Source organism: Falsiphaeobacter marinintestinus (assembly GCF_007923355.1).
Lineage (GTDB): Bacteria > Pseudomonadota > Alphaproteobacteria > Rhodobacterales > Rhodobacteraceae > Phaeobacter_A > Phaeobacter_A marinintestinus.
In genome coordinates this window covers 46,953-66,069 of sequence record NZ_VOGO01000016.1, presented here as the reverse complement: position 1 = coordinate 66,069, position 19,117 = coordinate 46,953, and the positions used below count along the sequence as shown (strand labels likewise).

General features: G+C 60.9%; 24 protein-coding genes. 8 read left to right on the top strand and 16 right to left on the bottom strand.

Features of this window, described 5'->3' with window-relative positions; genetic code table 11:
* Both FOY56_RS24000 and FOY56_RS21670 read left to right on the top strand, forming a co-directional pair.
* On the top strand, nucleotides 1-218 hold a 218-nt coding region (locus tag FOY56_RS24000), incomplete at its 5' end, for a hypothetical protein (RefSeq protein ID WP_246139558.1).
* Nucleotides 121-693 (top strand): tyrosine-type recombinase/integrase, encoded by a 573-nt coding sequence (locus FOY56_RS21670; RefSeq protein ID WP_246139559.1) that lies wholly within the window; start codon nucleotides 121-123, stop codon nucleotides 691-693. The genes FOY56_RS24000 and FOY56_RS21670, both read left to right, overlap by 98 nt.
* A 335-nt stretch (nucleotides 694-1,028) precedes the next feature.
* On the opposite strand, the gene FOY56_RS21665 is transcribed toward FOY56_RS21670, so the two are convergent.
* Nucleotides 1,029-1,721, bottom strand: coding sequence for a winged helix-turn-helix transcriptional regulator (locus tag FOY56_RS21665; RefSeq protein WP_146348244.1), 693 nt, complete (start codon nucleotides 1,719-1,721; stop codon nucleotides 1,029-1,031).
* Between the two features lie 145 nt (nucleotides 1,722-1,866).
* Between FOY56_RS21665 and FOY56_RS21660 the strand changes: the two genes are divergently transcribed.
* On the top strand, nucleotides 1,867-2,226 hold the full coding sequence (locus FOY56_RS21660) for a group I truncated hemoglobin (protein ID WP_146348243.1): 360 nt from the start codon (nucleotides 1,867-1,869) through the stop codon (nucleotides 2,224-2,226).
* 359 nt (nucleotides 2,227-2,585) lie between these two features.
* Here FOY56_RS21660 and FOY56_RS21655 read toward each other — a convergent pair whose 3' ends face one another.
* From FOY56_RS21655 to FOY56_RS21650, 3 genes are all read right to left on the bottom strand, one after another.
* A complete protein-coding gene (locus tag FOY56_RS21655) occupies nucleotides 2,586-4,322 on the bottom strand; it encodes a DUF3604 domain-containing protein (protein WP_222435021.1) in 1,737 nt (578 codons plus the stop codon).
* The gene (locus FOY56_RS23810; protein ID WP_222435020.1) at nucleotides 4,280-4,519 is read right to left on the bottom strand and encodes a hypothetical protein; all 240 of its coding nucleotides are present in this window, start codon (nucleotides 4,517-4,519) and stop codon (nucleotides 4,280-4,282) included. The genes FOY56_RS21655 and FOY56_RS23810 overlap by 43 nt, the downstream gene beginning before the upstream one ends.
* A 250-nt stretch (nucleotides 4,520-4,769) precedes the next feature.
* Nucleotides 4,770-5,627, bottom strand: coding sequence for a LysR family transcriptional regulator (locus FOY56_RS21650; protein WP_186766425.1), 858 nt, complete (start codon nucleotides 5,625-5,627; stop codon nucleotides 4,770-4,772).
* Between the two features lie 87 nt (nucleotides 5,628-5,714).
* Here FOY56_RS21650 and FOY56_RS21645 point away from each other — a divergent pair, with 87 nt between their 5' ends.
* Nucleotides 5,715-6,020: a YciI family protein gene (locus FOY56_RS21645; protein ID WP_146348241.1), complete on the top strand. Its 306-nt coding sequence runs from the start codon at nucleotides 5,715-5,717 to the stop codon at nucleotides 6,018-6,020.
* Nucleotides 6,021-6,023: 3 nt separating this feature from the next.
* On the opposite strand, the gene FOY56_RS21640 is transcribed toward FOY56_RS21645, so the two are convergent.
* Nucleotides 6,024-7,166 (bottom strand): alpha-D-ribose 1-methylphosphonate 5-triphosphate diphosphatase, encoded by a 1,143-nt coding sequence (locus FOY56_RS21640; RefSeq protein WP_146348240.1) that lies wholly within the window; start codon nucleotides 7,164-7,166, stop codon nucleotides 6,024-6,026.
* Between the two features lie 45 nt (nucleotides 7,167-7,211).
* Between FOY56_RS21640 and FOY56_RS21635 the strand changes: the two genes are divergently transcribed.
* Nucleotides 7,212-7,898, top strand: a complete 687-nt coding sequence (locus FOY56_RS21635; protein ID WP_146348239.1) for a DUF1045 domain-containing protein — start codon at nucleotides 7,212-7,214, stop codon at nucleotides 7,896-7,898.
* Here FOY56_RS21635 and FOY56_RS21630 read toward each other — a convergent pair.
* Genes FOY56_RS21630 through phnG form a run of 7 tightly spaced genes read right to left on the bottom strand, consistent with a single transcriptional unit; the run spans nucleotide 7,880 to nucleotide 12,933 of the window.
* Complete coding sequence (locus FOY56_RS21630) at nucleotides 7,880-8,428, bottom strand: ribose 1,5-bisphosphate phosphokinase PhnN (RefSeq protein WP_146348238.1); 549 nt, start codon at nucleotides 8,426-8,428, stop codon at nucleotides 7,880-7,882. The two genes, FOY56_RS21635 and FOY56_RS21630, sit on opposite strands and share 19 nt — an antisense overlap.
* On the bottom strand, nucleotides 8,425-9,108 hold the full coding sequence (gene phnL, locus FOY56_RS21625) for a phosphonate C-P lyase system protein PhnL (protein ID WP_146348237.1): 684 nt from the start codon (nucleotides 9,106-9,108) through the stop codon (nucleotides 8,425-8,427). Before phnL ends, FOY56_RS21630 begins: the two co-directional genes overlap by 4 nt.
* Before the next feature lie 22 nt (nucleotides 9,109-9,130).
* Nucleotides 9,131-9,901, bottom strand: a complete 771-nt coding sequence (gene phnK, locus FOY56_RS21620) for a phosphonate C-P lyase system protein PhnK (RefSeq protein WP_146348236.1) — start codon at nucleotides 9,899-9,901, stop codon at nucleotides 9,131-9,133.
* A gap of 52 nt (nucleotides 9,902-9,953) precedes the next feature.
* Nucleotides 9,954-10,811, bottom strand: coding sequence for an alpha-D-ribose 1-methylphosphonate 5-phosphate C-P-lyase PhnJ (locus FOY56_RS21615; RefSeq protein ID WP_146348235.1), 858 nt, complete (start codon nucleotides 10,809-10,811; stop codon nucleotides 9,954-9,956).
* Nucleotides 10,808-11,893 carry a carbon-phosphorus lyase complex subunit gene (locus tag FOY56_RS21610; protein ID WP_146348234.1) on the bottom strand — a complete coding sequence of 362 codons (1,086 nt, stop codon included), beginning with the start codon at nucleotides 11,891-11,893 and terminating at the stop codon, nucleotides 10,808-10,810. The genes FOY56_RS21615 and FOY56_RS21610 overlap by 4 nt, the downstream gene beginning before the upstream one ends.
* A gap of 3 nt (nucleotides 11,894-11,896) precedes the next feature.
* A complete protein-coding gene (phnH, locus tag FOY56_RS21605) occupies nucleotides 11,897-12,475 on the bottom strand; it encodes a phosphonate C-P lyase system protein PhnH (protein WP_146348233.1) in 579 nt (192 codons plus the stop codon).
* Nucleotides 12,475-12,933, bottom strand: coding sequence for a phosphonate C-P lyase system protein PhnG (phnG, locus tag FOY56_RS21600; protein ID WP_146348232.1), 459 nt, complete (start codon nucleotides 12,931-12,933; stop codon nucleotides 12,475-12,477). Before phnG ends, phnH begins: the two co-directional genes overlap by 1 nt.
* A gap of 120 nt (nucleotides 12,934-13,053) precedes the next feature.
* Between phnG and phnF the strand changes: the two genes are divergently transcribed.
* On the top strand, nucleotides 13,054-13,788 hold the full coding sequence (phnF, locus tag FOY56_RS21595; protein ID WP_146348231.1) for a phosphonate metabolism transcriptional regulator PhnF: 735 nt from the start codon (nucleotides 13,054-13,056) through the stop codon (nucleotides 13,786-13,788).
* On the opposite strand, the gene FOY56_RS21590 is transcribed toward phnF, so the two are convergent.
* Entirely contained in the window at nucleotides 13,778-14,323 is a 546-nt protein-coding gene (locus FOY56_RS21590; RefSeq protein WP_146348230.1) for a hemerythrin domain-containing protein, read from the bottom strand. The genes phnF and FOY56_RS21590 overlap by 11 nt on opposite strands.
* A gap of 336 nt (nucleotides 14,324-14,659) precedes the next feature.
* Here FOY56_RS21590 and FOY56_RS21585 point away from each other — a divergent pair, with 336 nt between their 5' ends.
* Together FOY56_RS21585 and rpe are read left to right on the top strand one after the other, a co-directional pair.
* On the top strand, nucleotides 14,660-15,883 hold the full coding sequence (locus FOY56_RS21585) for a cytochrome P450 (protein ID WP_146348229.1): 1,224 nt from the start codon (nucleotides 14,660-14,662) through the stop codon (nucleotides 15,881-15,883).
* Nucleotides 15,884-15,946: 63 nt separating this feature from the next.
* A complete protein-coding gene (rpe, locus tag FOY56_RS21580) occupies nucleotides 15,947-16,639 on the top strand; it encodes a ribulose-phosphate 3-epimerase (protein ID WP_146348228.1) in 693 nt (230 codons plus the stop codon).
* 153 nt (nucleotides 16,640-16,792) lie between these two features.
* Here rpe and FOY56_RS21575 read toward each other — a convergent pair whose 3' ends face one another.
* Genes FOY56_RS21575 through FOY56_RS21565 form a run of 3 tightly spaced genes read right to left on the bottom strand, consistent with a single transcriptional unit; the run spans nucleotide 16,793 to nucleotide 19,114 of the window.
* Nucleotides 16,793-17,569 (bottom strand): oxepin-CoA hydrolase, alternative type, encoded by a 777-nt coding sequence (locus FOY56_RS21575; protein WP_146348227.1) that lies wholly within the window; start codon nucleotides 17,567-17,569, stop codon nucleotides 16,793-16,795.
* Entirely contained in the window at nucleotides 17,566-18,000 is a 435-nt protein-coding gene (locus FOY56_RS21570; protein WP_186766424.1) for a PaaI family thioesterase, read from the bottom strand. Before FOY56_RS21570 ends, FOY56_RS21575 begins: the two co-directional genes overlap by 4 nt.
* A complete protein-coding gene (locus tag FOY56_RS21565; RefSeq protein WP_146348225.1) occupies nucleotides 17,981-19,114 on the bottom strand; it encodes an acyl-CoA dehydrogenase family protein in 1,134 nt (377 codons plus the stop codon). Before FOY56_RS21565 ends, FOY56_RS21570 begins: the two co-directional genes overlap by 20 nt.
* Nucleotides 19,115-19,117 lie beyond the last annotated feature (3 nt).

Sequence of the window (19,117 nt, the reverse complement as noted above, 5' to 3'; positions counted from 1 at the left end):
ATCGTCCGTTCTTCATTCAAAATCTCCTCAGATATCTTGCCGAGAAAATTCTACTTTTGAACACCACTATTTTTAGGGGGGATTACCCGCGCGCTTCGCCCTGCCTGGAACAAGGGTCGGATCGTTGGACAGAAGCGACCGCTCAAGCCCAAACACGTCTGGGCGATCAGAGTTCGGCTGGAGCTGGCCGAGAACCATCGCGACTTGGCGCTCTTTAATCTGGCCATTGATAGCAAGCTGCGCGGCTGCGATCTGGTCAAATTGAAGGTCGTCGACGTCATGGCATCCGGCCGGATCAAGGAACGCGCGTCGGTTCTGCAAAGCAAGACGCAGAAACCTGTCCGCTTCGAAATCTCGGAAGGCACCCGTGCCTCGCTCGAAAGGTGGATGCAAGGCCCACTGATGGTTGGATCCGAATACCTATGGCCCGGTCGGCTTCACGAACGCCTTCATATCTCGACCCGCCAATATGCGCGGATTGTCCGTGACTGGGTAACTTCGATTGGCCTAGAGGTCAGCGCATACGGTACGCATTCGATGCGAAGGACCAAAGTGACGCAAATCTACAAAAAGACGGGCAACCTTCGCGCAGTGCAGCTGCTTTTGGGCCATACTAAGATGGACAGCACCGTAAGATATCTCGGCGTCGAGCTTGAGGATGCCCTTGCGATTGCAGAGGCCATAGAAATCTAAGAATTTGGGCCGTCTTTACGGACGGCGCATTCCTGCTTTTCGCCACACACTTCACCGCTGCGTTGCGGCTTTCGCATTGCTGCCGCTCACATATCGCGCAGCATTTCCATTGGGGCAATGATCGGGGAACGGATAGTGTTGTCATTGCCATTTTGGAAATGGGGCGCGGCCAATTTTGACATTATTGACGACACCAAAAGGAATTCTGTTAGATTGCCGGCATCTAACCATTAGCAAGCTCCAAGGCGCGCGCACCAAATGGCCGACTTTTGCTCCGCCTCAATGGTAGGATTTTGCGCCGCCGTTGATATGATAAATGTGATCGCATAGCCCGATCAAGGCACCCGTTTTTTCTGAACCGCAAACGGGCTCAGTCCAAGCCAAATCTGAATGTCGCGCGCAATTTTCTTTGAGCCCGTGAATTCGAACTTATCTGCTTCAGATTTAACGTCGGTCACGCCCATCCAGATCGCTGTCATGGTGCGTAAGTCAGTTGAAACATACAGATCGACTTCGAACCCGGGATCGGCCCAACACAGATCAACGTCGCCTTCCGGCTCGATCACCAACCACCAGTCGCATTTGCTGGATGGCAGATCATGATAGTGAAACTGGACCACGGTTCGATGTTTCGGCAGCGTTTGAGGGTCCAGGTTTCTGCGCATGTCCCACATCAACAAAGAGGGGTCGAGGTTTTCAAGGGACAGCGAAGACTCAACCCATTTCTGACCCCACATGCCCATCGCAATAACCGTTTCGTGCAGATCCCGACCGGACTCGGTCAGGTGATACTCAAATCCGTTTCTATCAGCCGGGACCGGACGGCGTTCAATAATCCCTGCTGCATCAAGATCCTTAAGCCGTTGTGACAGCAGTGTCGGAGACATTTTGGGCACCCCGCGCCGCAGATCATTGAAACGCGTCGATCCGGCCATCAGTTCGCGTAAAAGAACCATGGTCCATCGCGTGCAGAGCACCTCAGCGGCCATAGCGAGCGGGCAAAATTGCTTGTAGCCAACGTTTGACATGTTGTTCTTCATCCCTCCCCAGAGTCAGAAAACCAACTCAATGGTACAGGATGCAAAGCTTTTTGATAGTACAGTTTCTGCACTAGATTGCGTCCTGCGAGTTCACATACATTGATTTCACCAAACTTAATCAAGGAGATCTATTATGTCAGAAGCCCTTTTTGACCGCCTTGGAGGTGATGATGGCATTCGAAAAATTGTGGATGTGCTTGTTGATAATCATGCCAGCAACCCGGTCGTCTCGACTCGCTTCTCTGGAAGCGATTTGGGGAACCTAAAGAAGATGGCCGGCGACTTTTTCGTAGCTGGCTCCGGAGGACCTGAGATTTATTCCGGCAAAGACATGATCAGCGCGCACCGGCATATGAACATAAGTGGGGATGAATTTGTCGCCGTTCTGGACGATGCCATGAATGCGATGGAGGCCAACAATGTCGGGCAACGTGAAAAAGAAGAGGTCTTGTACATTTTGTACAGTTTGAAGGAACAAGTGGTCAGATTGTGATCTGCGCGCGCCCCGGTGAACCGGGGCGCTTTGATCTTTGGCCAGCCGTCGCCCGCACCGCCGAATATTTGAACTTGGGGATTTTTCCTCTGATTCGGTCCGCGGTTTTGTCGAGGAAAGTCCAGCTCCAAGCCATCTGAATGTCGGCTTCCAATGCATCAAAATTTCAGGTTCGCGACCGCAGCGAATGGCCGGTCTCCGCCGTTTGTGACCGATTCTGCGTTTGGGCTTGAGGTCCGCGCTGGGCTCGGAACTGCCGTTTTCCGCGAGGCATATGACCTTCTGGAGAGCGGGACGACGCCGCCGATTGAAAGGCTCAATGGCGGCGTCGCTTTTTGGCAGGCCAAGTCAGTCACAGGTTACTGGTCGTACCAGATTGGCGAGGTGTAGGCGCGTTCCTGGATGGTCATCGGAACTTCCGGGCCCGGGGTCAGGCCGAACCGTTTGGCGTCATAGGCGGTCCAACGGGGTGTGGGAATTTCGAGCACGCGCGCATAGTAGAATGCCTTTTGTGCCGGATCGAAATCCGGGTCCTGCCAGAGCGCCAGCAATTCCGGTTCGCCGATGCTGTTGGTCCAGGTCGCGCTGGCCACGTCAACCGTGTTGCCGACCGGCGGCACCTTTCCGTCGCTGCCCAAGGGACGTGTGTCCATGTCGCTCCAGATCACATCATAGACCTGCTCACTGGTGCTGCCATCCTGGTTCAGCCAGCCTTTGATGATCTGCACCCGGTCAAGGTTACCGCTGTTGGGATCGCGCATGGCACCGACAATGAATGTGGGAGCCGTGGCACCCTCGGACGGGTCGGACAATGTGCCGCCCATGGGGACACCCTTGGCATAGCCGGCTTCTGCGGGCAGGCGATTGGCAACATCGGCCTCGTCAAAATCCCAGCCGCCGAAGAAGCGAACCGTCATGCGCGGGCCGGTCGTGGCATAGACCTCTTTGCGGGCCATTGCGTCCCAGATTTCCTTGCGTGTGTTGCCTGTGGCCCAGACGGCGGCATACCCTGACGCAGACATTGACCAGCCTTCGTATTGCCGGCCTTCGAACTTGGCCATCGGGTGATCGATACGGTCGGCGGATGGTTCGGTTCCGGCGTGTTTGCCGATGTAGTTTTCTTCAGCCACTGCCGCGAGGGCGGTATGTGTGTCCGAGGACCCCACCATACCGAACTTGTAGGGGTTTGTGCCCAGTTTGTCTTCCATCGCCATGCCATCGCGCAGCGCCTGGCGGGCATATTCGTATTTGATCATGTCCGGTTCTTTCGGGACCGTGAGGTTCAGGTTGCCCAGTTCCAGGGTCTCGAAATCGGCAAATTCATCGGTGGGCGACAGCATTGGGTGGGTTTCGCCATCCCCCTTGATCTGGGTCACCTCATACAATGGCTCCCAGGCGGCACGCATCTCGGCATAGTCACCGGTCAGCGGCTCGCCGGTGGCGGGGTTGGTTTCGACCGGGAACATGATGCCGTTGGACATGTTGCCGTTGTGGGCAATCGCAAGAACCCGGCCCGAGGTTCTTTCTTCGTAAGCCTCCATCCAGCGCCACAGGTCTTCGGGGTTAAAGCTTTCGGCTGTGGTGTAGGGGCGCATCATGCTCGCCCGGATCGGACCATCGCGATACAGAACGTTTCGGTGCAGGTTGTTGCCGTTTTCGGTCGAGGTCCATTCGTATCCGATCATCGTGGTGAACACGCCGGGGTCGTTAAAGTTCTCGGCCGTGACCAGATAGTCATCCCAAACCGTCTGCTGGAACGATTTGTCCAGCACGACATCGGGCGTCTGGCCAAGGGCAAAGGCGTTGATCACGTCCATGGTCGCCTGAAACGCGGCCTCGCCACCTGCGTTCATGGCCCGGCTCCAGCCCCGGACGGTCGGGTCGGCCAGCAGGGTCGGGTTGCCGGCAATGATCTGTTTCATCGCGCCCATACCGTCGGAGTGATCGGCCACCACCAGCCAGTCGAGCGGCGCCCTCAGCTTGAAAGGTATGCCGTGGCTGGTGACGACTTCTTCGCCGCGCGCAAATCGGTAGGCATCGGCCACATCAAGCGTCACGCCAAAGCCGCGTGCATCAAGAGAATTGTCCGTGTGCACGTGGGTATCGCCCAATACACCCGCGTCGGATAGTTGCGCTGCGCATAGGGAGAGTAACTGCGCCCACCCGGCAGAGCGCCGCTGTCAGCCTCGTTTGGGACCATACCGATTGGATCATCGTCAGCGGTTTGGGCGACTGCGGTCATTGATCCGGCAATCAGGGCTACCAGTGTTGCGGAAGACAGTCTGTTGAGCATTGGTTCATTCCCCCTGTCGGTTAGGACGTCTTTGGTGCGGCTCCCAATGGATGGGCGCCGTCGGTTGTGCGGCAAGATCCGCGCTGACCAAAATTTTGCATCGGGCTGTCATGGTCGTTGCAAGCCAGTTCCGGGTCAATTGTACCAAAGGGAGTCTTGGGGCCCATTTTTCGAGGCACCGGGGAGGGCACGTGTTGGAACCTGCAGCACCGGTTTCCGGGTCTGCTTGGGGCGTAGCTGAGGGCGCGTTCTAGCGCGGCGGAGCGTCCGCCCAGGTGATGCTGGCGAGCCATGATTTGGCGGCAGTTATGGCGCGGGTTGGGTCGGGGTCGGCGTGCGACACAAGCCAGACCTCGCGCGTTGGAAGGTCTGGCTGATCCGCAATCTTCTGCAATCGCGGGTCGGCATCGCCAATCAGGCTGGGCAGAAGGGTTTTGCCAAGACCCTCGGCGACCGCCTCATACGCTGTTTCGATGTCACACACCCGCACGGCCGATTTTTCATTGGCGGGCCGGGCAGCCAGCCAGCGCGCCTGTGGCAGGTGGGCGTGCGCGTCGTCATAGGTAATCCACAAACACGGCGCATCGGCGCGGCCATAGGCATCGTATCGGAGTTGTCCCAGCTTGCGGGTTTTGAGATCCATCCCGCCGGTTTGCGGACGGCCCAGCCGCAGCGCCAGATCCGCCTCGCGCCGGGTCAGGCTGAGGTTGCGGGAGTCAGGTACCAGTTCGATGTTCAGGCCGGGGTAGCGGTGCAGGAACGCGGGCAGATGCGGCACCAGGATCCGGTTGACGATCATCGGCACCGAGGTGATGCGGACCACCCCCGACAACTGACCCCGGGCAAGGCCGATGTCATCGCGCATGGATAAGCAGGCCTGTTCCACCCGTTCCGCGGCACGGATCACCGCTGCGCCGGTTTCCGTGGGGTGGCGCGTATTTCTGGCGCCGGGCACGAACAGCGGGGCGCCGACCTGTGCCTCTAGCGCCCGAATGCGGCGGGCCACCGTCGTTTCATTGACGCCAAGCGTGCGCGCGGCTTCGGCCAGTGATCCGGCCCGGGCCACGGCAAGGGCGTGTTTCAGATCATCCCAATCCAAGTCCTGCATTTTTGCAGTTTCCATCGGCATTGATGCGTATTCAACCTATATCTTTGCCGGGTCATTCTGAGCGGGCACCTCATCAGGAGATCCCCCATGCCCTTTGTCATTCTGTTTCAGGACAACCCCGACGCTGACCCAGCCATCCGACCCCGCCATATGGACGCGCATCTTGCGTTTCTGGAGGCCCATGCCGAAACGGTCGTGTCCGCTGGCCCGTTGACGGATGCAGATGGCATCGGTGCCGGAGGCATCTGGATCGTCAACACGCCAACGGCAGACGCCGCCGACGCGTTGGTCAAAGCCGATCCGTTCTGGCCGACCGGGTTGCGGGCCTCGTATCAGATCCTGTCGTGGACACAGGTCTTTGCCGACGGGCAACGCCAGATCCGAACTGAATAGACGTCAGGCGACGCGCGCGCCCCGCGACCAGACTGCGCGCAGGGCGGGCACGTCTTTTTGCAGCCCGAAGCGGATCAGGTCGGCGCGTTTGCCGACCTCGATCACTCCGCGATCAGATAACGCCACGGCGCGGGCCGGGGCCATCGTCACGGTCGAGATCCCGCGCGCCATGTCACCCCAAAGCTGGCCCAACTGAACCGCAGCAAGCAGCAGGGCCGCCGGGACATAATCGGACGACAGGATGTCGAGCAGGTCAAGCTGTGCCAGATCACCGGCGGCGACGTTGCCCGAATGCGATGCGCCCCGGATCAGGTTCGGCGCGCCCATCATGACGGCGATGCCATTGGCGTTGCAGGCCTGTGCGGCCTCGACCGTGGTTGGAAATTCAGCCAGCCGGATGCCGTGGGCTGCGGATACCGAGACCTGTTCCTGCGTCGTGTCGTCATGGCTGGCCAGCACCGCGCCGTACCTGTTCGCCGCCGTCACGGCTGCGATCTCGTGATGATCCCCGACCCGGTCGCGCAGCGCCTTGAGACTGGCGACATGCTGCAGGAAGTCATCCCCGGTCAACGCCAGTTTGCCTTTCAGATAGGCCTCAAGCTTGACCATATCGCGAAACTGACGTTGCCCGGGGGTATGGTCCATCAGGCTGACCAACCCGACGCGGTCATCGGGGCCGAATTCGTCCATCTCTTCGATCAGGGTTTCAGAACACACTTCGGCGCGCAGGTGCAGGAAGTGGCTGATTTTCAACGCATCCGCATCGCGCAGCTCCCACAGTTCGCGCGACAGGGCGCGGGCATATCGTTTGTAACGCCCCTTGCCGGACGGGATCGACCCGACCCGCATGGCATCGAACACGGTGGTGATGCCGGTGCCCGCCAGTTCGGCGTCATGGGCCAGAATGGCCGGGGCATGCGGCCAGTCGACCTTGGGACGCGGTTCGATATGACGTTCAAGATTGTCGGTATGCAGCTCGATCAGGCCGGGGCTGAGGTAATCCTTGTTGCAATCGATTGCGCCCGGCGGGATCGACGCTCCGCTGTCGATGGCGGCGATATGCCCGTTGGCGACCCTGATGCTGCCCACGCGGGTTTCGGTGGGAAGAACGAGGGTCGCATTGGCAAGAATCAACTCATCTGTCATCTGGGGTCACACCTTTTGGAACTGCATCAGCCGACCGGAGCCCGCATGACGTTCAAACGCTTTGCAATCTATTATGCGCCACCTGCCGGGGCGGATTGGACCCGCTGGGCGACCGCCTGGCTGGGGTGGGATATGGAAGCCGGATGCGCCATTGCGCACCCCGATATTGCCGGGTTGCCCGCGCCGGTGGATCAGATCACCCGGACGCCGCGCAAATACGGGCTGCACGGGACGATCAAACCGCCATTCCGGCTGGCTGAAGGCACGAGTCTGGGCGATCTTGAAGTCGCGATGGAGCGTCTGTGCGCCAGTCTGGCCCCGGTGCGCCTGCAGGGGCTGACCCTGACACGGCTGGGCCGGTTTCTGGCATTGTGCCCCCCGCAAGACCCGGCGTTCGGCGCATTGGCCGCCCGCTGTGTCCGCGAACTTGACCGGTTTCGTGCCCCGGCAAGCGAGGCTGAACTGGCTAAGCGACGCTCTTCCGCACTGAGCAAGACGCAAGAGGCCAACTTTGTGCAATGGGGCTATCCATACGTGATGGATGATTTCCGCTTTCACATCACCCTGTCCGGGAAACTGCCGAAAGCCGAGCTGCCCCCGGTGATCGCCGCCCTTGAAGCGCAGCTTTGCCCGTTGTTGCCCACGCCTTTGGTGATGCACGACCTGGCCTTGGTCGGCGAAGACGAAGACGGGCAGTTTCATCTGATCCATCGTTACACGCTTTCCGGCTGAAGCCGCGCCAGAATCGCGGTGACCGTCGCGTCGAGCGGCCCGCTGTTGTCGATAGTGATCACCGTGTTCAGCCCGTCCGGCAAGGCGGCCGACGCACGCGTCAACCGCCGCGCCTGATCGGTCGCATCCTCGCGCCCGCGGTTGGCCAGTCGCCGTGCCAAAAGCCCGGGATCCGCCGTCAGCGACACCACGACGAAGGGGGCAAGACGCGCCTGCGCGTCCAGCAGAACCGAGCGTGACAGGTTCACCAACAGCGCCCGCGCGCCAACCCGAAGGTCTTCGATGGTTTGGAGGATGCCATAGTGCAAGTCATGAGCCTGCCAGCTGAGAACAAAGTCCCCGTCCGCATCGCGCTGCAGAAAGTCTGCCTCGCTGGCCGCCTCGAAGCGTTCACCACCCGCCATCGCGTCGCGGGTGATCACCCGCTGAACCAGACGGAACCCGTCATCATGCGCCGCCAGAGCGTGCATCACGCTGTCCTTGCCAACGCCTGACGGGCCGACCACAGCAATGACGGGCGCGCGGATCATGCAGCCTCCTTTGGTGCAAAACCCGACACATCAACCTCATGGTCGCACACCCGATCGCGCGCCGCGACATCGTGAAAGATACCGACAATCGCCGCCCCGCGCCTCTTGGCGGTCTCAATCAGCGACAACACGACCTCACGGTTTTGCGGATCCAGACTGGCGGTCGGTTCATCAAGCAGCAAGGCCGGATAATCATGCACAAACCCGCGCGCGATGTTCACGCGCTGCTGTTCGCCACCGGAAAACGTGGTCGGGCTAAGAGACCAGAGCCGCTCGGGAATGTTGAGTTGCGTCAGCAAACCGGCAGCCCGGTCCCGGGCCTGTTCAACGTCAACACCAAGGGTCAGAAGCGGCTCGGCGACCACGTCCAGCGTTGCCACCCTGGGCACAACCCGCAGAAACTGGCTGACATACCCCAGCGTGTCGCGCCTGAGCTGAAGAATCTCGCGCGGGGCGGCTGTTGCCACATCCAGATCACCGACCCGGATCTGCCCGGAAGTGGCAAGGTAGTTGCCATAGATCAGCCGCATCAGCGTCGATTTCCCGGCCCCTGACGCACCGGTCAGCGCGACGCATTCACCCGCCTCCACTGACACTTTCGCGCCCAGCATCACCGGAATGACCGCACCGCCCTGATTGTGCAGCGTGAATGTCTTGGAAACGTCGGTTACCCTGATCATCTCATCTTCTCTTTCCAAATACTCAAACCTGCAGAACCGACGACACAAGCAGTTGCGTATAGGCATGTTGCGGATCGTCCAGCACCTGATCGGTCAGCCCGGCTTCGACCACATGGCCGTCTTTCATGACCATCAGCCGGTCCGCCAACAAACGCACAACGGCCAGATCATGGGTCACGATCAACGCGCTAAGCCCCATCTGGCGCACCAGACCGCGCAGCAAATCCAGCAAACGGGCCTGCACGCTGACATCCAGTCCGCCGGTCGGCTCATCCATGAACACCAGACGCGGGTCTGTCACCAGATTGCGCGCAATCTGCAAGCGCTGCTGCATGCCACCGGAATACGCCGTTGGCCGGTCATCGATACGGTCCTCGGCAATCTCGACCCGACCCAGCCAATCGGAGGCCTGAGCCCGGATGTCTCCATAATGGCGCGCACCGACAGCCATCAGACGTTCACCGATATTGCCCCCAGCACTGACGCCCATCCGCAGCCCGTCGCGGGCATGCTGGTGCACAAATGCCCAATCCGTGCGCCCCAGCATCCGGCGGGCGGGTTCTGACATGATGACGGTATCCACCGGACCATCGGCCCGGGTGTCAAAGATGACCTGACCGGTATCAGGGGCCAGATGTCCGGCAAGACAGTTCAACAACGTCGATTTGCCCGAGCCACTTTCCCCGACAATCCCCATGACTTCGCCCGGGAACAGGTCGAAAGAGACGTCCGAGCATCCGATCCGGGCCCCATAGCGCCGCGAAATGTCCCGGACCTGAAGCAAAGGAGTCATCGCTCACCTCTTGCGCCAAAAATTTTCGTCGAAAATTTTTCCACCGCCCCCATCAGACCGTCCCCCCAATTGCCGTAACGGTGTGCCCGGTGTCGCGCCGGGATCGGCAGTAATCGGCGTCGGAACACACAAACATGCGCGTGCCTGCGTCATCCATGATCACCTCGTCCAGATAGCTGTCTTCGGCCCCGCACAGGTCACACGGGTGATCGGCTTTGGTCGGCTCGAACGGGTAATCATCAAAATCAAGGCTGACCACCTGCGTATAGGGTGGCACCGCATAAATGCGCTGTTCGCGTCCCGCGCCAAACAGCTGGATCGCGGCCATCTCCATCTTGGGGTTGTCGAATTTCGGGATCGGGGACGGGTCCATCACGTAACGCCCGGCCACCTTGACGGGATAGGCATAAGACGTCGCAATCGCGCCGTGCTGGCTGATGTCTTCGTAGAGTTTCACATGCATCAGCCCGTATTCCTCAAGACTGTGCATCTTGCGGGTCTCGGTTTCGCGTGGCTCCAGAAAGCGCAACGGTTCCGGGATCGGCACCTGATAGACAAGGATCTGGTCTTCGCCCAGTTCCACCTCGGGGATGCGGTGGCGGGTCTGGATAACGGTGGCTTTGGTGGTTTCTTCTGTGGTCGGCACGCCTGCCGTGCGTTCAAAGAACTTGCGGAGCGATACGGCGTTGGTTGTGTCATCAGCCCCCTGATCGATCACTTTCAACGTATCCTCAGGCGTCAGCGTCGCCGCGCTGACCTGCACGCCGCCGGTGCCCCAGCCATAGGGCATTGGCATTTCGCGGCTGGCAAAGGGCACCTGATAACCCGGGATTGCAAGCCCTTTCAGGATGGCGCGGCGGATCATCCGTTTGGTCTGTTCGTCGAGATAGGCGAAGTTGTACGCGCTCATTCCGCAGCCTCCTGCGGGTCGCCCATCGTCTCGCGGCGCAATTTGCGGACCAGTTCAAGCTCGGCCTGAAAGTCCACGTAATGCGGCAGTTTGATATGTTCGAGAAATCCGGTGGCCTGAATGTTATCGCAATGGCTGAGCACAAATTCCTCGTCCTGTGCGGGGGCGCCCAGGTTATCTTCGCCCAGCTCGCGCCAGCGCAGCGCCCGGTCGACCAGGGCCACGGCGATGGCCTTGCGTTCGGATTGCCCAAACACCAGCCCGTAGCCCCGGGTAAACTGTGGCGGTTGGGTTTTTGAGCCGTTGAACTGGTTGATGGTTTCGCATTCGGTCAGGTCGATCTCGCCAATCTCGATGGCAAAACCCAACTCGGGGATCTCCATTTCGACCGGCACCTTTCCGATCCGCAGCTCACCAACAAACGCATGGGTGCGAGCATATCCACGCTGGGTGGAATAGGCCATGCCCAGCAAGAACCCCTCGTCCCCGCGCGCCAGTGATTGCAGGCGGATGTCACGATCTGCCGGAAAGGCCATCGGTTCGCGGGTCAGATCGCCGGGGGTTTCGTCGCTGCCGGGTTCGGGTTGAATGATATCTTCGCGCTGCAGGAATGTGGTGATATGTGGCGTCGGTTCCATTCGGGGGTCGGCGCGCGGCGCGTCGGGCACATCGCCGTCAGCCGCCAGTTTGAAATCCAGCAGCCGATGCGTGTAATCAAAAGTCGGGCCCAGCACCTGCCCGCCCGGTGCATCCTTGAAGGTCGCCGAAATCCGCCGGTCACAGGCCATATCAGCGGTTTCAACCGGGTTGGTCAGCCCGAACCTTGGCAGGGTCGTGCGATAGGCGCGGATCAGAAAGATCGCCTCGATCAGATCGCCACGCGCCTGTTTGATGGCCAGCGCCGCGAGGTCCGGATCATATAGCGACCCCTCGGCCATCACCCGGGTCACAGCAAGGCTGAGTTGTTGCTGGATCTGTTCCAGCCCCAGTTCGGCGACATCCGGATCGCCCCGGCGTTCTTCGGCCAGCCACGCATGGGCATTTTCGATTGCGCGCTCACCGCCTTTGGTTGCGACATACATCTGTCAGACCTCGGTGATTTGCGTGCTGCGTGGCAGGGCTGCGACCCTGTCTGCGCACGTCAGGAAGAAATCCAGCCCCAGCGGGTAGAGCACGCTGTTGTCTTGCATCGCCCGGACATCTGGAAGCGACAGGGTTGCCCTGTCTTTGATACCTGGGCCGCGCAGGACGGCACCTTGGGCGTCAAGCAAGGGCATCTCGACGATCAAAGTTGTCGAGCGGTCAGGGTACTCCGGCGTACCGATGCGAAACCGGTCTATCGGCAACAGATCATCCCAAGCCCCCACAGCAAAGTCCGCCTGCGCCGGACCAACAAACGGCGCGCCCGTGTGAAAGCGCAACCAGCCCCGGACGGCCTCGCAATCGCAGGGTCCGGCCAGATAGACACCGGTGTCCGGATCACACAGCGTCAGCAGCAGAATGGCAGCCGCCTGAGACAACGGCGCGGGCGGCGTGGCCCCGGTGAGGGTGTTGAGATCACCGGGGCGCGCCATCGCCCGCATCGCGGCACGAAACGCACGGGCCGCGTCTTTTGGCGGATCCTGAAACCCACCGTCAAAGACTGATCGGGTCGCCGTGTTCATCAATCTTCCCCCCGCACCATCGTGAAAAATTCGACCTTGGTCGCTGCGGCCTTGGCCGCGCGATCCTGACGGGAGGCCTGCCGGGCGGTGGTCAACGGCTCCAGAATGGCGCGGCGAACAGCTGGGGCCGCGGATGTCTGCATCAGGGCGTCGATCACGGCGGCGGCCTGGGCCCGTGGCTTATCCCGCCCCTGTACATATCCATGCCCGACCGTGCCATCGTTCAGTACAACCGAACAGCGTGTAACGGTCATTTCGCCCAGGTTGAACGGCGCCCCGGTGCCCCCCATCCGACCCCGCACCATCACACCGCCGATTTCGGGCGGGCGCAGCCAGTTGAAGTCCGGCTGACCGCCGTAGGCCTGCCACAGCTGCAACAGACGCGCGCCCGGGGCTGTTGCCAGCAGGCTCATCCAGGTTTTGCGGGCCGGGTCAACGGGTTCGCCAGGGTTTTCCATAATTGCCTCTTGGCCGGGGTTTTCGAGTTGTCTGAGTTGTCGGCATATTCTATACAACTAGACAAATAATAACCCCGCAATCCTTTGGACGCAATTGTTCATTGGGGAAAGTTTGACAACATGGCCCGCACACCACTTTGGAAATCGATCTCGATCTCGCTGACCACGGATATTGCCGAGGGCCGGTATGTCACGGGGGATCAATTGCCGACCGAAGCGCATCTGGCTGCAACCTTCGGCGTGAACCGGCACACGGTGCGGCGCGCCCTGTCCGAAATGGCCGGTCAGGGGCTGGTCCATGCGCGGCGTGGCGCGGGCGTGTTCGTGGCCGCAACACCCACCGACTATCCGATTGGCAACCGCGTGCGGTATCACCAGAACATCACAGCCGTCGGACAAACCCCCGCCAAGCAGATCCTCGCGCTGGACACCCGCGCCGCTGACCCCCGCGAAGCCGAGGCGCTTGGGCTGGACCCCGGCAGCCCGGTGCATGTCTATGACGGGATATCACTCGCGGATGGGCTGCCGCTGGCCCGGTTCCAGAGCATTTTCCCGGCCGAACGCCTGCCCGGTTTGCTGAGCGCGCTACAAAACAGCCAGTCGGTGACACAAGCCCTGCAGGATTGCGGCGTGCCTGATTTCACGCGCCAGTCGACCCGGATCACCGCCAAACACGCCAATGCAACGCAGGCCGGTCAACTTCGGATCGCCGAGGGCGCCCCGATTTTGCGCACCGAAGGCATCAATATCGATGCAGATGGTCAGCCTATCGAGTTCGGGCGCACGTGGTTCGCAGGCGACCGTGTGACCCTGACCGTAAACGCCGAGGACATGAATCAGGCGCTCAGCCGGTGAACCCCGATTTCAGGATCACCGGAACGATAATATCCTCTTCGTCCAGCAAATGCCGGTCCAACATCCGGTGAAACGGGATCAGGTGATCGGTAAAGCGTTCCGGCGTGCCACCCTGCAGAACCGCGTTCGCGGCCCCGGCCATATCGTGCAGCAACCCATCCATCGCCTCGTGATCGGCTTCCAGAAGGGCAAAGCCGGCTTCGATCCGCGGGTCGAGTTTTGACAGGCGCGGGAAATACTGCGTGTCCTCGATCTGGTGATGACCATGCAATTCATTGAGGAACATGCCACCATACCGCGACAGGCGTGGGGCATACTCCTCAAAGCTGATGGTCTGTCCGACCAGCGCCTTTGCATCGGTTTCCAGAATACCAAGGAGCTTGCGAAACATCATGTGACGGTCCAGCCAGAAGGCGACCATCCCGCCGAAATCCGGATGCGCGCTCCACACATCGCGCGGGATTTCATTTACCAGTACGCGCAAGGCTTCGGGCAGACCATCGCGGGTACCAAGGGAGAGAGGCGTATCAGTCATGTCAGTCGAGCTAGCCCGACGCAGGACCCGCCGCAAGAGCGGGCCGGTTTCTTTTTGTTTTGGGCTTTCAGTTTGAGTATTTGAAAAGAGAAGAAAGCAAGACGCACCTCATTCTTCTCTTGGTCAAATACTCCCGCCGGAGGCGGCGCGTCAGGGACTACAGAGGCCAGGATCGCCAAGGGGATGCCAAGGATGACCGAGGCTTGTCCTCAAAACGACAGGTGTCGATGCGGTGAGCGGTTTTCAAGGCGCATCTTTGCGCATACCGGTCATTGTCTCGACACCCTGTCTTGGGGCAGGATGCCTTAAGGATTGGCGGCAGGGGAGGGCTCCATCGTGGCACTGATCGAAGGTCATCGCGCGATTGACGCACCACCGGGCGTCGAAATCTGGGACATCGACCCTTACGATCCGGATGTTCAAAGATCTCCGAGCGCCTTCTATGCCGCGTTGCGCGCCAAAGGCCCATTTGTGTATCTCAGCCGCTATGGCATGCTGGCTTGTGGCCGCTATGCTGAAACCCGCGAGGTATTTTCCGACCACAGCCGGTTCGTGTCATCGCGGGGCGTTGGCCTGCAGGATTTCCAGTTGGACTCACCTTGGCGCCCGCCCTCGATCGTGCTGGAAGTCGACCCGCCCGAGCATGGAAAGGCCCGGCGGGCGTTGATGCGGGCGCTGTCGCCCAAGGCCGTGGCCGAGATGCGCGACAGCTTTCAAATCGCTGCGGACGCGTTGCTGGATGAGGTGATAGAGACGCCCGAGATCGAGGCGGTATCGGCATTGGCCGAGACGTTTCCCACAACCGTTTTCCCCAAGGCCATGGGATTGCTGACGGTCGACCGGCAGGTGTTGATCGATTACGGATCGATGGTGTTCAACGCGCTGGGCCCCGACAATGAAACTCGCCGCGCCGCAATGGCTCATGCAGGTGACATCGTTCCACGGATCGCCGCGCAATGCGAACGCGCCAACCTCGCCCCCAACGGGATGGCGATGACGATCTACAAGGCCGCAGATGCGGGTGACATTACCGAGGGCGAAGCGGGTCTTCTGGTGCGTTCGCTGTTGTCTGCGGGCGTCGATACGACCGTGACCGGTATTGGCAATGCGCTGTGGTGCCTGTCCCAAAACCCCGATCAGTTCGATGCGTTGCGCGCCGAACCGAGCCTTGCCACCAACGCGTTCGAGGAAACCCTGCGCTATACCTCGCCGGTGTCGGCGTTTTGCCGCACAGCCAATGCCGATACCGAGGTCGCAGGGGTCGCCATCCCCGAAGGCGCCAAGATCCTGTGCGTGTTGGGGGCCGCAAATCTGGACCCCGGACAGTGGGAAAACGCCGACCGATTTGACATCACCCGCAAGGTGGCCGGCCATCTGGCGCTTGGGGCCGGTATCCACAGTTGCGTCGGTCAGAACCTGGCCCGCGCCGAAGGTCAGGCGTTTCTGTCGGCCCTGGCCCGCAAGGTCGCCCGTATCGAACCAACCGCAGAGGCGGTCTGGCGGCCCAACAACGCCATGCACCCGCTGGACCGGCTTCCCCTGCGGCTGATTCCCGCCTGACCCCTGTTCGCGACTATTGGATCGGTGTAGATCAGCGCCGACTCACCCCAGTAGGAGGCCACCATGTCCTTTGACCGCAAGATCAAAATTGCCCCGTCGATCCTGTCCGCCGATTTCGCCAATTTCGGCGCTGAATGCGAGGCGATCGAAGCGCAAGGCGCGGATTGGGTGCATGTGGATGTGATGGACGGGCATTTTGTGCCCAACATCACCTTCGGCCCGGCCACCTGCGCCGCGATCCGCCCGCATATCAAAGGCGTGATGGATGTGCACCTGATGATCGCGCCCGTCGATCCCTATATCGAGGCCTTCGCCAAGGCTGGGGCCGATGTCATCACCGCCCATATCGAAGCCGGACCGCACACCCATCGCACGCTCCAGGCGATCCGCGCGGCAGGGGCCAAGGCGGGCCTTGCCCTGAACCCGGGAACGCCCGCCGCATCGGTCGAATATCTGCTGGATATGGTGGACCTGATCTGCGTGATGACCGTGAACCCCGGATTTGGCGGGCAGAAGTTCATCCACAGCCAGGTCGAGAAGGTCAAAGAACTGCGTCGGATGATCGGCACCCGCCCGATCCACATCGAGATCGATGGCGGCGTCGACCCGACAACCGCGCCGCTGGTGGCGGATGCAGGGGCCGATGTGCTGGTTGCAGGCTCAGCCGTGTTCCGTGGCGGATCTGTATCCAACCCCGACGTCTATGGCGAAAACATCCGCGCCATCCGCACCGCGGCGGAAGGCATCTACGTCTAGTCGTCTTGATCCGGCGCACTCAAATTGACGGCCCCGCGCCCGTTTCTGAGGGTGTTTTTTGAGTATTTGGAAAGAGAAGAAGCCCCAAAGCCCCTAATTCTTCTCTTTCTTAAATACTCAAAACTCTTTCTCGCAAAACCGCGCGGCGCCTGATCAGGAGAAATCCGGTTTGCGCTTTTCCAGAAACGCGGCGATGCCTTCTGCGGCTTCGCCGCCCCCAGCAGCATGGGCCATGGCGTCACGTTCGCGGTCAAGCTGAGCCTCTTCCGATGTGCCATAGGCATCGTTTACCATGGCGCGGATCACGCCTTGCGCCTGACGCGGGCCTTTGGCCAGAGCATCGGCATATCTATGCGCCGCAGCCTCAGCCGCGCCCTTGGCGACAACCTGATTGATCGCGCCCAGATCTGCCATGCGAGACGCCCCGACGGACCGACCCATAACGCACATTTCCATGGCGATGGGACGCGGCAGAATGCGGGCCATTGATGCCGTCAGCCCCCCATCCGGGACCAGCCCGGCGCGGACATAGGCCGCCAGAAACTGCGCATCCTCGGCCGCCACGATCATGTCGCAGGCGAGAGCGATGGACAGCCCTGCCCCGGCAGCGCCGCCTTCGACAGCGGCGATCACCGGAACCGGGCTGGACCGGATCGCCCGGATCGAGGCATGCAAGCCATCATCGACGGCTTGACGGCGCGCCTGTTCCGTCATGGTGCGGCGTTCACGCAGCAGGTTCAGGTTGCCACCGGCGCAGAAATAGCCGCCTTCTGCGGTCACAATAACCGAGCGGATCTCGGGCGCGTTCGCCGCTGCAATCCCGTCCTGAATTGCCTCATAGAGGTCATCCGACAGCGCCCCGCGCCGTGTGGTGTTCATGTTGACGATCACCACGCGATCACCCTGAACGTCGAACCGGGCAAGCGTCATATTTCGACCTCATACTTGATTGCGCGGAATGACCCCTGTGCCGTGGCAAGAATCTGGCCCGCATCGTCGCGCAGTTCACCCGAGGCATAGGCGATCTTGCGACCACCGCCTGTGACCGTACCAACCGCAGTGACCCGGCTTCCGATCTTGGCCCCGGCCACAAAGCTGGTGGTCAGCGTCAGGGTCACAAGCGGGGTCAGAGCTTCGCCCTTGCCAAAATGTTTGGACGCGGCAAACCCGCAGGCCGCGTCCAGCATCATGGCGATGATGCCACCATGCAGCATCCCGACGCGGTTGGCATGCTTGGGATCGACATCAAGCGTGACGCGCACCGGCTCCTCCGGTGCGCCTGCGTTGATCCGGTACCCGACAAGTTCACGCGCACCGGGGATGTCGTTCAGCGACGCGTATTCAGGCGGCGCTGAGGGCAATGAACCGCTCCAGATGGTAATCGGTATCTCCGAACCGGTGATCGGTCATCACGATCCGCTTGGCGATATGGGCCAGTTCATATTCCTGCGTCATCGCGATGCCACCATGCATCTGGATCGATTCCTCGGCGACCAGACGCCCCACGCGGCCAATCAGGTTGCGCGTGGAGGCGATGTGGCGGTCGCGCAGGGTTGCGCCTTCGGCCAGATGACCGGCGGCGTTGATCACGGCAGAACGGGCCTGCTCCAGTTCGATCAGCATATCCGAGAACCGATGCGCCAGCGCCTGAAAGGTGCCGATCGGACGCCCGAACTGTTTGCGGGTCATCAGGTATTCCCGGGTCAGTTCGGTTGCGGTTTCCATCGCGCCCAATGCTTCGGCAGACAGCGCCACATTGGCCCGCGCCACGACATCCAGAATGGCCGGGTAGGCATCGCCCGCCGCGCCCAGACGCGCGTCTGGGCCAACTTTGACCTCGTCCAGAACAATCTCGGCAGCGCGGCCCCCTGCCAGCAGGGGATACCCGCGCATCGAAACACCGGCAGCGTCCGCAGGCACCAAAAACAGCGAGATCCCGCTTTCGTCGCCAGCAGCGCCGCTTTCGCGGGCCGAGACGATCAGCTGACCGGCGGCTTCGGCATTGACGACAACCGCTTTGCGACCGTTCAGGACGATCTGGTCGCCCTGCTGTTTCGCCGTGGTTTCGACCCGGTTCAGGTCATAGCGGCTGGTCGGTTCACCATGCGCAAACGCCAGGTGCAGACCGCCGCCTACGATGTCCTCGACAAGCGCCTTCTGTGCGTCATTGCCCAGAGCCACAAGCAGCCCGCCGCCCAGGATCGCCGTATCAAGGATGGGTTCGACCACGCCTGCGCGGCCCAGTTCTTCGAACACGGTGGTCAGATCGAACCCGGCGCCGCCAAATCCGCCATCGTCTTCCGAAAACAGCGCGCCGATGACGCCCAGTTCGGCCAGTTCGCTCCAGATATCGGCGCTGAGGCCGGTGTCGGATTCGATGATCTCGTTGCGCACGGTCGTTGTGTAGCGATCAGACAGAAAGCGCCGCAATGTGTCCTGCAGCATCTGACGTTCTTCGGTCAGTTGAAAATCCATGGC